The organism is Sporosarcina saromensis (assembly GCF_054901285.1).
In genome coordinates, this window is record NZ_CM142738.1 from 3127684 (window position 1) to 3141329 (window position 13646).

Genomic DNA, 13646 nt, shown 5'->3' on the forward strand with positions numbered 1-13646 from the left:
CTCCATTCATCTTACCACGATGGGCAGAATAAATGAAAATGACGCTACCGGTTACTCTAAGTATCCAGTTAGTATTTTTGCGTATGGTGAATCTGCTGGCATAATGATCATCGTGTCATCGCCAATTGTCCTCGAATACGATTGCAACGTTCTGTAAAGATTGTAAAACTCAGGGTCTTTCGAGAAAGCATCATTGTAAATTTTCGCTGCTTCCGCTTCCCCTTCAGCATGGATGATTGCTGCATCTTTCTTCGCTGTCGCCAGCATCTCTTGCACTTCACGATCCGTTTCTGCTTCAATCTTCTTCTTAGCTGCATCTCCTTCAGACAAATAAGTTTGTGCTGTCGAGTCTCGTTCAGAAATCATTCTGGTGTAAATAGAATGCTCGTTTTCCTCCGGTAAATCGATACGCTTCATTCGTACGTCAATGACTTCTATACCGAAGTTACCTTCTTCCAAAAATGCATTTACTTTCTCTGTCACACGATCATTCAAACTACCACGTGAGGAATTTTCATCGTTAACAACGTCAACATAATCTAATTTCCCCATCTCATTGCGGATAACGGAATAAATGAATTCCTCCATTCTAGATTCGGCATTAATAATATTTCGTGCATTCGTAATCATTTTTGTCGGATTATTAATCCTCCAGACCGCATAATTGTCAATAATAATCCGTTTCTTATCTCTCGTATTAATCTCCGTTTCCGATACATTATACGTCATTTGGTTTTTAGGTAACACCGTCACTGTTTGAATGAATGGAACCTTCATATTCAATCCTGGTTCTTGAATTGTCCTTTTTATTTCACCAAACTGCCTAACAACTCGATATTCATCTTCTTTAACTACAAAGACATTTGCCAGGAGGATAACCGCGATCGCAAAAAACAGCGTTAACAAAATGGCAGTTCTCATATATTTTTTGACGTTCAAAGGGCGTTTAGGTGTAATGACTTTATTCGAATTCGGTGAACTCTTTTGTTTCGCACGTTGCTTTTCCATAAATTTCTCTTCTATACTTTTGAATGGATTATTTTCGTTCGCCATTAATTGTTACCTCCTTCTGCTCTTGATTCAGTCGGTGGAGGTGTCTGGTTCTCCATTTGTTGAAGCGGTAAATATTTTAACGTTTCTCCCTCATCGTTCATAATGTAGATTTTCGCTTTTGGCAACACTTGCTCTAGCGTTTCGATAATTAACCGTTGCCTTGTAATTGTTTTATTTTTTTCATATTCGGCATGTAAGTCATTGAATAATGCCACATCTCCTCGCGCCTGTTCAATACGTGCAGTTTTCTGTCCGATTGCTTGAGACTTTATTGCGTCTCTTTCTCCAACCGCTTCACTTGTACGTTGGTTTCGATACTTGTTCGCTTCATTTATTTTAGTGTTTTTCGTTTCTCTTGCATCCGTAACAGCTGTAAAGGCAGCACGTACTTCAGCATTTGGCAGTTCTACGTCTTGCAATTTTACACCTTGTATCGAAATACCGATATCATACGTAGTCACAAGTGTTGTTAATAACTCACGAGTTTTCGCCTCTATTTCCGCCTTACCATCTGTCAATGCTGCATCTATTTTTGAACTACCTATGATGGATCGAATAGAGGCTGAAGTTGCATCATGCAAGATTTCCTGTGGATCTTGCGCATTGAACAAGTACTTTTCAGGATCCGTAATTTTCCATTGTACAATCAAATCTGCAAGTACAATATATTCGTCTCCTGTAATCATTTTTGTTTCTTTGTCAAACGACACTAAATCTCCACTAGCGTCTTGTTTGTAACCAAACTGTAGACTGTACGTCTCTTTTGACAGCTTTTCAATCTGTTGAATCGGCCAAGGTAGCTTAAAATGCAACCCTGATTCAGTGACCGGTGTATCGGCCTTACCAAATGTAATGACAACAGCCTGTTCTGATTCATCAATTGTGTACCAAGTCGTAAATGCAAGTACGAGTAGTATGGCTCCAGCAATTACAAGTCCAGCTGCTACTGATGCACGGCGTGTACTCATCGTTGAAGTTCCCCCTTTTTCTATGTATCTACTACATGTACGGACTTATTGCAAATAAGTTTCAGAATCGAGTCAAAAACATTTCAATTCGTTACATCCATTAGCAGTAACATTCAACTTTTTGATTAGCACTCAATAACTTGTGTTCCAGAAAATAAGTAAGTGAGCAACCTACTATTATAGTGAAAGAAAAAAACGAACAGCACTAAGCCATTCGTCTTTTTAACGCCATTTACTAACTCTTATACTTGAATTTCATTGTTCTTTTGTACGTTTAGGGATGTAAATCGTAAACGTCGTGCCTTTCCCAAGTTCACTTTCAACAGCCACTTTTCCGCCGTGCGCTTCGATTAAATGCTTGACTATCGCCAAACCTAATCCAGTACCACCCGATTCCCTACTTCGTGCTCGATCCACTCGATAAAATCTTTCAAAAAGACGCGGAAGTTCTTTGGTCGCAATGCCCATCCCTTCATCCTTAACTGAAAGAGTCACTTCATGCTTGGAGTCAAAAGCACTGATTGTAATCGTTGTACCTTCTTTCGAATAATTAATGGCGTTCGTCAGCAAGTTGACCATCACCTGAATTAATCGGTCAGCATCTGCCATTACTGTAATTGCAGCTGTCTCATCGATAATACGCATGTTTTTGCGCTCTGCCAAACCCGATGTGATTTTTTTAGCGTCCTTTACAATCTCCTGCAAACTTACTTGTCGCTTGTTCAACTGGAAACCTTCACGCTCAATGCCTGACAATTCGAGGAGATCATTTACGAGCACATGAAGGCGTTCACTTTCCTTCTGGATAATTTCCAAAAAGTCCTTTAATAGTACCGGTTCCTTCATCGCACCATCCAACAGCGTTTCAATAAAACCTTTTATGGAAGTGATGGGTGTTCTTAATTCATGGGAAACGTTTGCCACAAAATCTTTCCGTATTTCCTCCAATCGGATGATTTCCGTAATGTCGTGTAAGACGACGATGATACCCAGCCAGTTCCCATGACGGCCAATGACAGGCGCACCATAAACACTCAAAAAGGATTGGCGATGACGGATTTGACGCTCTTGTACTTGTTCGGTCAAAAAGACATCTTCTATGATTCGCTCAAAATCTGTTGGCAAACCAATTTCCATATACGTTTTGCCAATCAGTTGCTCACGCGTGACACCAAATGTTTCTTCAAAGGCACCGTTTAGCAAATTGACGGAGCCCTCTCGCCCGAACATTAACAGACCGCTCCCCATGCTTTCAACTAATGTTTTTAAGCGTTCTTTCTCCATCGCTCGTAAAATGGACGTTTCTTGTAAATTTCTTGCGATTTGATTCACAGCGAGTGCAAGTTCGTCTTGACCACCATTCTTATCGATCGGCGCTCTTGCCAAATAGTCTCCTTTGGCAATGAGTTGCGCTGTCCTTTTTACATGATCAATCGGTTTAGTATATTGTCGAATGACACGTATACCAATAAACAACGTAATCAAGTAAGCAATCAAAAGAAAAAACAATAGAAAGTACCAATACTTAATCTCTATTTCTTTTGTTATTTCATGGTCAATCAGTTGAAAAAACTGGCCGAGGACGATGCCTAGACCAGCCAATAAAATAAAAAGCATCACTGCAAATGCAACTGATAGTCGTGAATGGAGGCTGCTCATTGCGTCTTTTGCTCCTCAAATTTATAACCGATGCCTCTTACCGTTTTTATGAATAACGGTTTTCTTGTGTTTTCCTCAATCTTTTCACGCAAATGACTCACATGAACATCAACAATTCTTGTGTCTCCCGCAAAGTCGTAATTCCACACAGCACTTAGCAATTGGTCACGCGTTAACACACGATTTTTATGTTGAATGAAATAGACCAGCAACTCAAATTCTTTTGGTGTGAATTCTAATGCTTTCCCATCTAAATAAGCTTCGTACTGCTCAGGATGTACTGTCAGTGAACCGGATGCCAGGATTTCATCACCATCTGTTTCGATGTCAGAACGATCCCCACTTCTACGCAATACAGCTTTTACACGCGCAATCACTTCACGGGGACTAAAGGGCTTTGTCATATAATCGTCCGCACCGATTTCCAATCCAAGCACTTTATCTGGCTCTTCGCCTTTTGCAGTCAGCATGATAATTGGAATATTACTTTTCCTTTGCCTCAACACTTTGCATACTTCTATTCCATCCATTTTCGGTAACATCAAATCAAGGAGTATTAAGTCCGGTTTTTCAGTCTCCACTTTACGAACAGCTTCTTCTCCATCGGCCGCCATTACCGTTTCAAAATTGGATTGTTTTAAGTTATAGTCGAGCAATGTGCGAATCGGTTGTTCGTCATCGACGATTAATATTTTGCTAACGATGTTCTTCATCCCCCTTAGCTGTCTACTCTACATTCGATTTATATTGATTTATCAGGTCTGTTGATTAACAACTTATTTATTAGTGGACTCCTCAAGCTCGTTGGCTTGCGTTCCGGCGCACGCTTTCCGCGGGGCACGGGTGAGCCAATCGAACAACGAAGAGTTCGATTTGCCGTATTTCTGCGTACTTTGCGGAAATTAAGGCATCCTTGCTCCCAACGCTACGCTTTTGCTCGCAAAAGCCGTTCTACGTAACGGCTTTCCCTGCGGGGTCTCACCATTCGTGCTATTTCCCCGCTGGAGTCGGCGCCTGCACTCCAGCCAACTAGTATGTGACCGAGAACTTATTTGTCTCTCAACTAAAAAAAGCTCATCAGGCTTGGAATAAAAGCGTAGCGCTAGAGCAACGATTCATCGAGGCTGCCTTAATTTCTGTAAAATGCACAGAAATACGGCAAAGCTCACCCTCACAGTTCGCTTGGCTGAAGCCGCGCCCGCGGAACGTGTATACCAGGAGCGAAAATCCGGTATTTATGGAGAATTACAAGAAAAATTGGGTATCTTTTTATCCTGCAAATCGGTAATTCAACACGCCTGTTATATATATCATATTCAAATCTTAAAAATTCTCCATTGCTTGTGTTGTCAAGTGGTCCTTCATGACAGGTGGAATGACGGTCATCGAGCCAGTTATGACTACACTTCCATCCTCTTTTGTCGCTTCTACTTGAATGACAATGAAGTTATTTTCTTTATCAACCTGCTTAACTTCCAATTGAATATCGATTGTTTCGTAATGGTAAACGTGTTCTGGAAATTGCAAATGTTGTTCTGTGACATGTGACCCCGGACCAGGCATGTATTTGGAGATTGCAGCAGTAATAATTCCGGTTAACATGATTGTTGGCACAATTGGTCGTTCATACGCAGTTTGAGAAGCATAATCATGCTGAATATAGAGTGGATTCGCATCGTTCGTTAACCCAAGATAAACGAGTAGATCTTTATCCTCTATCTTCTCTGTCAATTTCAACTTTTCCCCTGTATCGATTTTATCAATACTACGACCTAAACGTCTTTTCTTGCCCAGTATCATTGTTTTCCCCCTCATCATTCCGTCATAAAAATTGTATCAATATTTCATCAGAAAGAGCAAGCTTCTTCCGTGCTAAATACAAGGTTTCGTTCATATTTAAGTAAATTTAACATTGTGTTTACAATTGTAAAATCCGAGTTGCACAATGCCACTCGGATTAGTTATTTCTATCATACCAATACTTCCATGACCGCTTTGACAGCAGATGCGGATTTCAAGAGGGCTTTGTTTTCATCATCTGACAGTTCTAACTCAATAATCTGTTCAATCCCATTTGCTCCAAGAATCGTTGGCACGCCTAAATAAATACCTTCCATTCCATATTCACCTTCCAAATAGGCGATGGACGGGAGAATTCGTTTTTGGTCTTTCAGTATCGCTTCAGCCATTTCAACAAGTGATGCTGCTGGCGCGTAATATGCAGAGCCATTGCCAAGGAGATTGACAATTTCAGCTCCTCCTTTTCGAGTCCGTTCCACAATTCCCTCTATTTGTTCGGGCGTTAACAATGATCTGATGGGAACCCCTCCTGCTGCTGAATAGCGGATGAGTGGCACCATATCATCCCCATGTCCTCCGAGTACAAATCCGGTGACATCTTTCACGGACACATTCAATTCCTGTGCAACAAACGTACGGAAGCGAGCGGTATCCAAAACGCCTGACTGCCCGATGACCCGTTCTTTAGGGAATCCTGATGTACGGAAGACGGTATACGTCATAGCATCTACAGGATTTGTCAAAACAAGTATGATTGCATTCGGAGAATAGTTCACAATTTCAGTTGTTACATCTTTCATGATTTGTTGATTTGTTTGCACGAGATCATCTCTGCTCATACCTGGCTTTCGTGCAATGCCGGCTGTTATGATGACAATATCGGATTCCTTTGTATCAGCGTATGATGCTGTACCAGTAATTTGCGCATCAAAACCTAGTACAGGTCCTGCTTCGAGCATATCGAGTGCTTTTCCTTTTGTCGGATTTTCCATGTGTGGAATATCGACAAGTACTACATCGCATAATTCTTTTTGCGCAAGCAGAAATGCTGTTGTTGCACCTGTGAAACCTGAACCGATAACTGAGACTTTCTTCCGTTTCAATGTCATTAGAAAACTCTCCTTTTTCTGTTGCAAGTATTCGAAGGGTATGCCCTCTACCATAGTCTACCACAAAACCGTAAACTCCTAACGGCTTTAGGCAACGTCCCATTGGAAAGTCCTATGAAGCATAGAAAAATCCCCCTTCATTGTCCAAAGACAATAAAGGAGGATGGATTCATGAATTATAAGTTTTTGATCAATTCATCAGCAAACTCAGAAGTCTTCACTTCAGTCGCACCGTCCATTAGACGCGCGAAGTCATATGTTACTACTTTAGAAGCAATTGTTTTCTCGATGGAAGCCATGATCATTTTAGCCGCTTCGTTCCAACCCATATGCTCGAGCATCATAACACCAGAAAGCAATACAGATGAAGGGTTTACTTTGTCAAGACCTGCATATTTAGGTGCAGTTCCGTGAGTTGCTTCAAAGATCGCATGTCCTGTTACGTAGTTGATGTTCGCTCCTGGAGCAATACCGATTCCACCAACTTGTGCAGCAAGTGCGTCAGAAATATAGTCACCATTCAAGTTCATTGTTGCAACAACATCAAACTCTTTTGGACGTGTAAGAATTTGTTGTAAGAAGATGTCAGCGATTGAATCTTTTACGATGATTTTACCAGCCGCTTCAGCATCTGCTTGTGCCTTGTTTGCAGCTTCCGTACCTTCTGCTTCTTTGATTTTATCGTATTGGTTCCAAGTGAATACTTTGTCACCGAATTCTTCTTCAGCCACTTCGTAGCCCCAGTTTTTGAAAGCTCCTTCAGTGAACTTCATAATGTTCCCTTTGTGAACAAGTGTCAATGATTTACGACCTTCGTTAATTGCATAGTTCAATGCGCCACGAACAAGACGTTTTGTTCCTTCTTTAGAAATTGGTTTAATACCAATACCAGAAGTTTCAGGGAAACGGATTTTATTGACACCCATTTCTGTTTGAAGGAATGAAATCAGCTTGTTTACTTCTTCTGAACCTTCTTTGTATTCAATACCCGCATAAATATCTTCCGTATTTTCACGGAAAATAACCATATCACAATCTTCAGGACGTTTCACTGGAGAAGGAACACCTTCAAAATAACGTACCGGACGTAGGCAAGTGTAGAGATCCAACTCTTGACGAAGTGCTACGTTCAATGAACGGAAACCTCCACCGATTGGAGTTGTTAAAGGACCTTTAATTGCAATCAAATATTCCTCGATTGTATCAAGCGTTTCTTGTGGCAACCATTCACCTGTTTCGTTGAATGCCTTTTCACCTGCAAGAACTTCTTTCCACTCAATTTTCTTTTTTCCCTCATAAGCTTTTTCTACAGCCGCTTCAATTACGCGGGAAGCTGCATGCCAAATATCAGGACCAGTACCGTCACCGATAATGAATGGAATTGTTGCTTCATCTGGAACATTTAAAACACCGTTAGTTACTGTAATTTTCGCCATTGATAATTCCTCCAATTCATGATGAGAGGGCAAGTATACCGGATACTGCCCCAAAAAGCTTGTCTATTCAGTTAAACAACTGTTATCGCTCATTGATTGGTACATATTTTTGCATATCCGGACCGATATACTCTGCACGTGGACGGATCAATCTGTTGTTCGAATACTGCTCTAAAATGTGTGCCGTCCATCCAGAGAAACGTGAAACTGCAAAAATAGGCGTGAACAAGTCATGATCGATACCAAGTGAATGATAAACCGAAGCTGAATAGAAATCAACATTTGGCGGTAAATTCTTTTCACCTGTAACAATTGACTCAATCTTTTGTGACATGTTGTACCATTTCTCTTCTCCGCGAAGAGTTGTTAGCTTTTTAGACATTTCACGTAGATGTTTCGCGCGTGGATCACCTTTACGATAGACGCGGTGACCGAAGCCCATAATTTTTTCTTTGTTATCAAGTTTTTCTCTGATGAAAGATTCAACTTTGTCTTCAGAACCGATTTCCATTAACATCTTCATCACTTGCTCATTCGCTCCACCATGAAGTGGACCTTTAAGAGCGCCGATCGCTGCGGTAACACCTGAATACATATCAGATAAAGTAGCTACACAAACACGTGCAGTGAATGTGGATGCATTTAACTCATGATCCGCATGCAGTACGAGTGCCTTATTGAATGCTTCAATTGCAATCTCTTGCGGCTGTTCTCCTGTCATCATGTATAAGAAGTTTGCTGCGTAACCGAGATCCTTCTTAGGTGCAACAGGTTCTTGTCCCTTACGGATACGTGAAAAAGCAGTAACAATTGTTGCGATTTTCGCTTGGAGCTTAATCGCCTTCTCGTAGTTCGCCTCGTCAGACATATCTTCTGCATTCTCATCGTATAATCCAAGAAGAGATACAGCTGTTCTTACCGCAGCCATAGGATGCACTTTGTCGATTGGGTACGTCTTGAAATGATCAAGTACAGGCTGTGGAATCGACATGTTATCCGCTAGTTGTTGTTTGAATTCAGCAAGTTCATCTGCTTTTGGCAGACGTTGATGCCAAAGTAGATACACAACTTCCTCGAAGCTTGCATTTTCAGCAAGATCATCAATATCGTAACCGACATATGTAAGGGTGTCATCAATAATAGAACTGATGGCAGATTGTGTCGCTACGATTCCTTCTAATCCTTTTGTTGCTGTCATTTGAATCGCTCCTTCACTCAATTTTGTCTATATATCTACAAAAACCTTGTAAACATAGACAAATCTACTTATTTACTTCAGTGTGTAACGCTTACATTCACCATTATAAGCAAATATTACAGTTTTGTGAATGAAAACGCTTGTTTTCATTGTAAAAAAGTGAAAAAGGGTGGAAATTTGATCAAAAAACACGTACAACATGAGTCGATTAAACAGTTGTCACTAAGTTGGTTTCCTGCAATCTTCGCAATCCTTTTCATTTACTTTGTCCCGCCAGTTGGCATTGCAATCATTATTGCCTATTTCACAGCTCCAATATTGACTGCACTACGCACCGTCACTAAGCTACCGCTAACAATTGCCACTTTGTTTGTTATGTTATCTATCATATTTATTGTAAGCACGTTTTCGTTCATTGCCATTCACGGGCTCATTGATACCGTCCCGATTGTAGAAAAGCACCTTGCTCCGTACACTGCCAACTCCGATGTTTCAGGAAAAGTATTTACGTTCCTAGAAGAAAAAGTTGTCGAATACGGACACGCACTACTCGAACATGCCATTGCATTTACGACTACATTATTCCAACGATTATTTAGCCTTTTCATTTTTCTTGTCGCCTATTTTTTTGCGTTGCGTGAATCAGGAAAGAATCGATTTTGGTTTCTAGTCTATTTCCCTATCAGCATGAAGAAACCAGCCAAAAAGATTTTTACAAAAGCCGGGGAACTGATCGGAACTTTTGTTTTTGTGGAAGCTCGACTATTTTTGTTGACCTTTATCATTTTGGGGATTGGTTTTACACTTCTGGATTTCAGCTCTCCAATCGGAAGCGCTTTCCTTGTATCACTCGTTGACAGTTTGCCATTACTTGGAATCGGTCTCTTCCTCATTCCAATGGCTGCTTTCTTCTTTTATTCAAATAAAATGATTGTCGCGATCGCATTATTGCTCTTATACATCTTTGTCATCATCGCAAGACAGATGGCCGAGTCGCTCATGTGGGCATCTGCTTTTCGTGTACAACCGATTCATGCGTTTTTCATAACCGTTTGCTCTTTCTATTTGTTCGGACTTCCCGGAATCCTACTGACACCTTTTCTTTTGTTCGCTGCGTTAAAGTTAAAGAAGCATCCTTATTTCATCGAATAATAATCTGGCCTTTTTTCATTTTATTGTATATCCATTTCACGATGAATGGTCGAATGAGATTTCTTGGTCCATTGAACAATAGCAACAGGCCGGCGAAGTCTGTCAAAAAGCCAGGCATCATGAGAAGAATTCCTCCAATGAAAATACATAGGCCATCAATCATTGCATTTCCTGGTGTTTCCATGGACGACATTCTTATTTGCAGTTCCTTCCACGCTTTTAACCCTTGTCGTTTTGCAAGATAAGCGCCACCTAAACCAGTTAGCAAAATAAGGAGGACAGTCGGCATTACGCCCAATTGATTTCCGGAATATAACAAAAGCGCAATTTCTGCAGTTGGTACGAGGATAAACGCTGCAATTAGCCATTTCAATTCTGCATTTCCTCCAATCCTGAAAAGGCTGCTTCCGATTGAACGAAAGACAGCCTTTTGAAATGTGACGACTACATTTTCCTGTAATCGTTTCGTAAATACTTATAGGACACTTGCATGTCCATTATAAATGACTCCAGACTCCGCATCCATTGTAATGTCTTTTCCGTGGATAATCAATTCGGTCGCTTTCTCCACTCCAACAATGACCGGAATGCCTAAACTTAAACCGACAACCGCTGCGTGGCTCGTCAATCCACCTTCTTCGGTAATTAATCCAGCGCACTTCTCAATTGCCGGCATCATGTCACGGTCAGAAGAGTTTGTGACGATGATCTTACCGTCGACATCGTGTGCCAATGCTTCTTGTGCATTATGCGCAATGACTGCCTGACCGAAAGCAACTGATTTTCCGATTCCTTGACCTTTGGCAAGCATATCACCAATGACATGGATTTTCATCAGATTCGTCGTGCCCGCTTCACCAACAGGAACACCTGCAGTGATAATGACGACATCACCGTGCGTCACATATTGGTGTTTCACACTTTCTTCTACAGATTCTTGTAAAATTTCATCAATCGAATGCACTCGTTCACCAATGATCGGATAAATTCCCCAAACAAGTGAAAGTTTACGTGAACAAATTTCTGATGAAGTCATTGCAATAATTGGACAACCTGGACGGTATTTCGCAATCATTTTGGCAGTATGACCACTTTCAGTAGGTGCTAAAACAGCTTTTACATTCAAATTAATGGCTGTATATGCTGCGGCTTGACCAATTGCTTCTGTCATATTGCCTTGTTTTTCTTTCCGACGTGTAGAAACGACAGCTCGATAGTCAACAGCACTTTCTGCAGTTTGTGCAATTCGATCCATCGTGCGTACTGACTCTACCGGGTATAGTCCAGCAGCTGTCTCACCAGATAGCATAATGGCATCAGAACCATCTAGAATTGCATTCGCTACGTCACTCGCCTCCGCTCTCGTTGGACGAGGATTGCGTTGCATGGAATCTAACATTTGAGTTGCTGTAATAACGGGTTTTCCGACTTGGTTACATTTCTCAATCATGTTCTTTTGAACGAGAGGAACTTTTTCTGCCGGAATCTCCACACCGAGATCTCCACGAGCGACCATCAAACCGTCTGAAACGTTTAAGATATCATCGAGATTGTCGACGCCTTCCTGATTCTCTATTTTCGGGATGATATGGATATGGCCACCGCTGTTTTTCTCCAACAATTCACGAATCTCCATCACGTCAGATGCTCTTCTGACAAAAGAAGCCGCAATGAAGTCAACACCTTGGTCGATACCAAATAAAATATCTTCCTTATCCTTTTCGGTAATACCAGGCAATTGAACAGAAACACCTGGTACGTTTACACCCTTTTTATTTTTCAAAGGACCTGAATTGATAACAAGTGTATGAATCAGTCCATTTGCCACATCTTTCTCGATGACTTCCAGTTGAATGAGGCCATCGTCCAATAAAATGACAGAGCCTTTATCCACATCATCAATCAGCTTGTCGTAGGTAACAGAGAACATCTCCTCTGTCCCTTCAACTTCAGACATGGAAATCGCAATTTTTTGTCCTGTCACGAGTTCAACAAGCCCGTTCTTCATGGAGTGCGTTCGAATCTCGGGTCCTTTCGTATCGAGCAAGATCCCTACTACTTTACCTGTCTTTTTAGACGCTTCCCTGATGGCTAGAATTCTCGCTTTATGCTCTTCATGTGAACCATGTGAAAAGTTAAGCCTCGCTACATTCATACCTGCTTCCATCAATTGTTCCAGAGTTTCTGGTGATTCACTAGCAGGTCCGATTGTACATACAATTTTTGTCTTCCTCATCATTTCAACGCCCTTTCGTCTACTCTTCTTTAAATTGATAACTCTTTCGACAACTTATACAATTGTTTGTCAAATGTATGGTCAGAAGGGTTAAAAACTACATCCAAGTCATAGTCTACCACCATATTGTTCTGCATTCCAATCGCGATGCCACTTCGTCCTTCACAAAGCACTTCCACAGCTCTCGCACCATACTGACTCGCAATGACACGATCTCTCGCTGAAGGAGAGCCGCCTCTTTGAATATGTCCCAGTACAGATACACGTGTTTCAATCCCTGCTTTTTCCTTTAAGATTTCAGCGAGGGCTGATCCAGTCATCACGCCTTCAGCAACAATGATGATACTATGTTTCTTTCCACGACCAGAACCGCTTTGTAATCTTGTAATGATTTCATCAATTGCAAAGCCTTCTTCAGGAATCAGAATGGTTTCTGCTCCCCCTGCAAGACCTGACCAAAGCGCTAAATCACCCGCATCCCTACCCATCACTTCAATGATGAAAGTACGTTCGTGTGAAGTCGCCGTATCCCGTATTTTGTCAATTGCATCAATGACTGTATTCAATGCCGAGTCGAAACCAATTGTAAACTGCGTTCCATTGATGTCATTATCGATTGTCGCAGGCACACATACACAAGGAATACCCAACTTGACTAATTCATACGCCCCACGGAAAGATCCATCACCACCGATTACAACAAGTCCATCAATCCCATTTGCATGAAGTTGTTTGACAGCCTCTGCTCGACCTTCCTCTGTCATAAATTCAGGCGAGCGCGCTGACCGGAGCATTGTTCCTCCACGTTGAATGATATCTCCTACCGAACCAAGTTCCAACTGTTCAATTTTCCCTTGGATCAATCCTTGATAGCCATTATACACTCCTGCTATTTGAAGACCTTCATAAATTCCTTTACGAACAACAGCACGGACTGCAGCATTCATTCCAGGCGCGTCACCGCCACTTGTCAAAACAGCTATTTTCTTCAACGCGAGCACATCCTTTACAAGTAGTTGTGGAAAACACGAAAAG

Annotated in this window: 12 protein-coding genes; 1 reads left to right on the top strand and 11 read right to left on the bottom strand. The window is 41.4% G+C overall.

Annotated elements, in window-relative coordinates:
* Positions 1 to 51: 51 nt before the first annotated feature.
* The 8 genes from hflC to citZ all read right to left on the bottom strand — a co-directional run bounded on the left by hflC (position 52) and on the right by citZ (position 9223).
* On the bottom strand, positions 52 to 1053 hold the full coding sequence (gene hflC / locus ACVHUV_RS16025; protein WP_462085266.1) for a protease modulator HflC: 1002 nt from the start codon (positions 1051 to 1053) through the stop codon (positions 52 to 54).
* Entirely contained in the window at positions 1053 to 2021 is a 969-nt protein-coding gene (gene hflK / locus ACVHUV_RS16030; protein ID WP_462085267.1) for an FtsH protease activity modulator HflK, read from the bottom strand. Before hflK ends, hflC begins: the two co-directional genes overlap by 1 nt.
* A 255-nt stretch (positions 2022 to 2276) precedes the next feature.
* On the bottom strand, positions 2277 to 3680 hold the full coding sequence (gene pnpS / locus ACVHUV_RS16035) for a two-component system histidine kinase PnpS (RefSeq protein ID WP_462085268.1): 1404 nt from the start codon (positions 3678 to 3680) through the stop codon (positions 2277 to 2279).
* On the bottom strand, positions 3677 to 4384 hold the full coding sequence (locus ACVHUV_RS16040; RefSeq protein WP_317943019.1) for a response regulator transcription factor: 708 nt from the start codon (positions 4382 to 4384) through the stop codon (positions 3677 to 3679). The genes pnpS and ACVHUV_RS16040 overlap by 4 nt, the downstream gene beginning before the upstream one ends.
* A 619-nt stretch (positions 4385 to 5003) precedes the next feature.
* On the bottom strand, positions 5004 to 5480 hold the full coding sequence (locus ACVHUV_RS16045; RefSeq protein WP_317942853.1) for a MaoC/PaaZ C-terminal domain-containing protein: 477 nt from the start codon (positions 5478 to 5480) through the stop codon (positions 5004 to 5006).
* A 170-nt stretch (positions 5481 to 5650) separates the two neighbouring features.
* Positions 5651 to 6589 carry a malate dehydrogenase gene (gene mdh / locus ACVHUV_RS16050; RefSeq protein WP_462085269.1) on the bottom strand — a complete coding sequence of 313 codons (939 nt, stop codon included), beginning with the start codon at positions 6587 to 6589 and terminating at the stop codon, positions 5651 to 5653.
* A gap of 176 nt (positions 6590 to 6765) precedes the next feature.
* Positions 6766 to 8025 carry an NADP-dependent isocitrate dehydrogenase gene (gene icd / locus ACVHUV_RS16055; protein ID WP_371389355.1) on the bottom strand — a complete coding sequence of 420 codons (1260 nt, stop codon included), beginning with the start codon at positions 8023 to 8025 and terminating at the stop codon, positions 6766 to 6768.
* An 82-nt stretch (positions 8026 to 8107) separates the two neighbouring features.
* A complete protein-coding gene (gene citZ / locus ACVHUV_RS16060; RefSeq protein WP_462085270.1) occupies positions 8108 to 9223 on the bottom strand; it encodes a citrate synthase in 1116 nt (371 codons plus the stop codon).
* A 177-nt stretch (positions 9224 to 9400) separates the two neighbouring features.
* Between citZ and ACVHUV_RS16065 the strand changes: the two genes are divergently transcribed.
* The gene (locus ACVHUV_RS16065) at positions 9401 to 10375 is read left to right on the top strand and encodes an AI-2E family transporter (protein WP_371389353.1); all 975 of its coding nucleotides are present in this window, start codon (positions 9401 to 9403) and stop codon (positions 10373 to 10375) included.
* On the opposite strand, the gene ACVHUV_RS16070 is transcribed toward ACVHUV_RS16065, so the two are convergent.
* From ACVHUV_RS16070 to pfkA, 3 genes are all read right to left on the bottom strand, one after another.
* Positions 10365 to 10748: an FxsA family protein gene (locus ACVHUV_RS16070; protein WP_462085271.1), complete on the bottom strand. Its 384-nt coding sequence runs from the start codon at positions 10746 to 10748 to the stop codon at positions 10365 to 10367. The two genes, ACVHUV_RS16065 and ACVHUV_RS16070, sit on opposite strands and share 11 nt — an antisense overlap.
* A 102-nt stretch (positions 10749 to 10850) precedes the next feature.
* Positions 10851 to 12611, bottom strand: a complete 1761-nt coding sequence (gene pyk / locus ACVHUV_RS16075) for a pyruvate kinase (RefSeq protein WP_317942842.1) — start codon at positions 12609 to 12611, stop codon at positions 10851 to 10853.
* Positions 12612 to 12640: 29 nt separating this feature from the next.
* Positions 12641 to 13603 (bottom strand): 6-phosphofructokinase, encoded by a 963-nt coding sequence (gene pfkA / locus ACVHUV_RS16080; protein WP_371389352.1) that lies wholly within the window; start codon positions 13601 to 13603, stop codon positions 12641 to 12643.
* Positions 13604 to 13646 lie beyond the last annotated feature (43 nt).

Bases quoted from the DNA above. Each gene is read 5' to 3' on its own strand.
- icd (WP_371389355.1), bottom strand. From the start codon at position 8,025: ATGGCGAAAATTACAGTAACTAACGGTGTTTTAAATGTTCCAGATGAA.
- pyk (WP_317942842.1), bottom strand. From the start codon at position 12,611: ATGAGGAAGACAAAAATTGTATGTACAATCGGACCTGCTAGTGAATCA.
- pnpS (WP_462085268.1), bottom strand. From the start codon at position 3,680: ATGAGCAGCCTCCATTCACGACTATCAGTTGCATTTGCAGTGATGCTT.
- mdh (WP_462085269.1), bottom strand. From the start codon at position 6,589: ATGACATTGAAACGGAAGAAAGTCTCAGTTATCGGTTCAGGTTTCACA.
- ACVHUV_RS16045 (WP_317942853.1), bottom strand. From the start codon at position 5,480: ATGATACTGGGCAAGAAAAGACGTTTAGGTCGTAGTATTGATAAAATC.
- citZ (WP_462085270.1), bottom strand. From the start codon at position 9,223: ATGACAGCAACAAAAGGATTAGAAGGAATCGTAGCGACACAATCTGCC.
- hflK (WP_462085267.1), bottom strand. From the start codon at position 2,021: ATGAGTACACGCCGTGCATCAGTAGCAGCTGGACTTGTAATTGCTGGA.
- hflC (WP_462085266.1), bottom strand. From the start codon at position 1,053: ATGGCGAACGAAAATAATCCATTCAAAAGTATAGAAGAGAAATTTATG.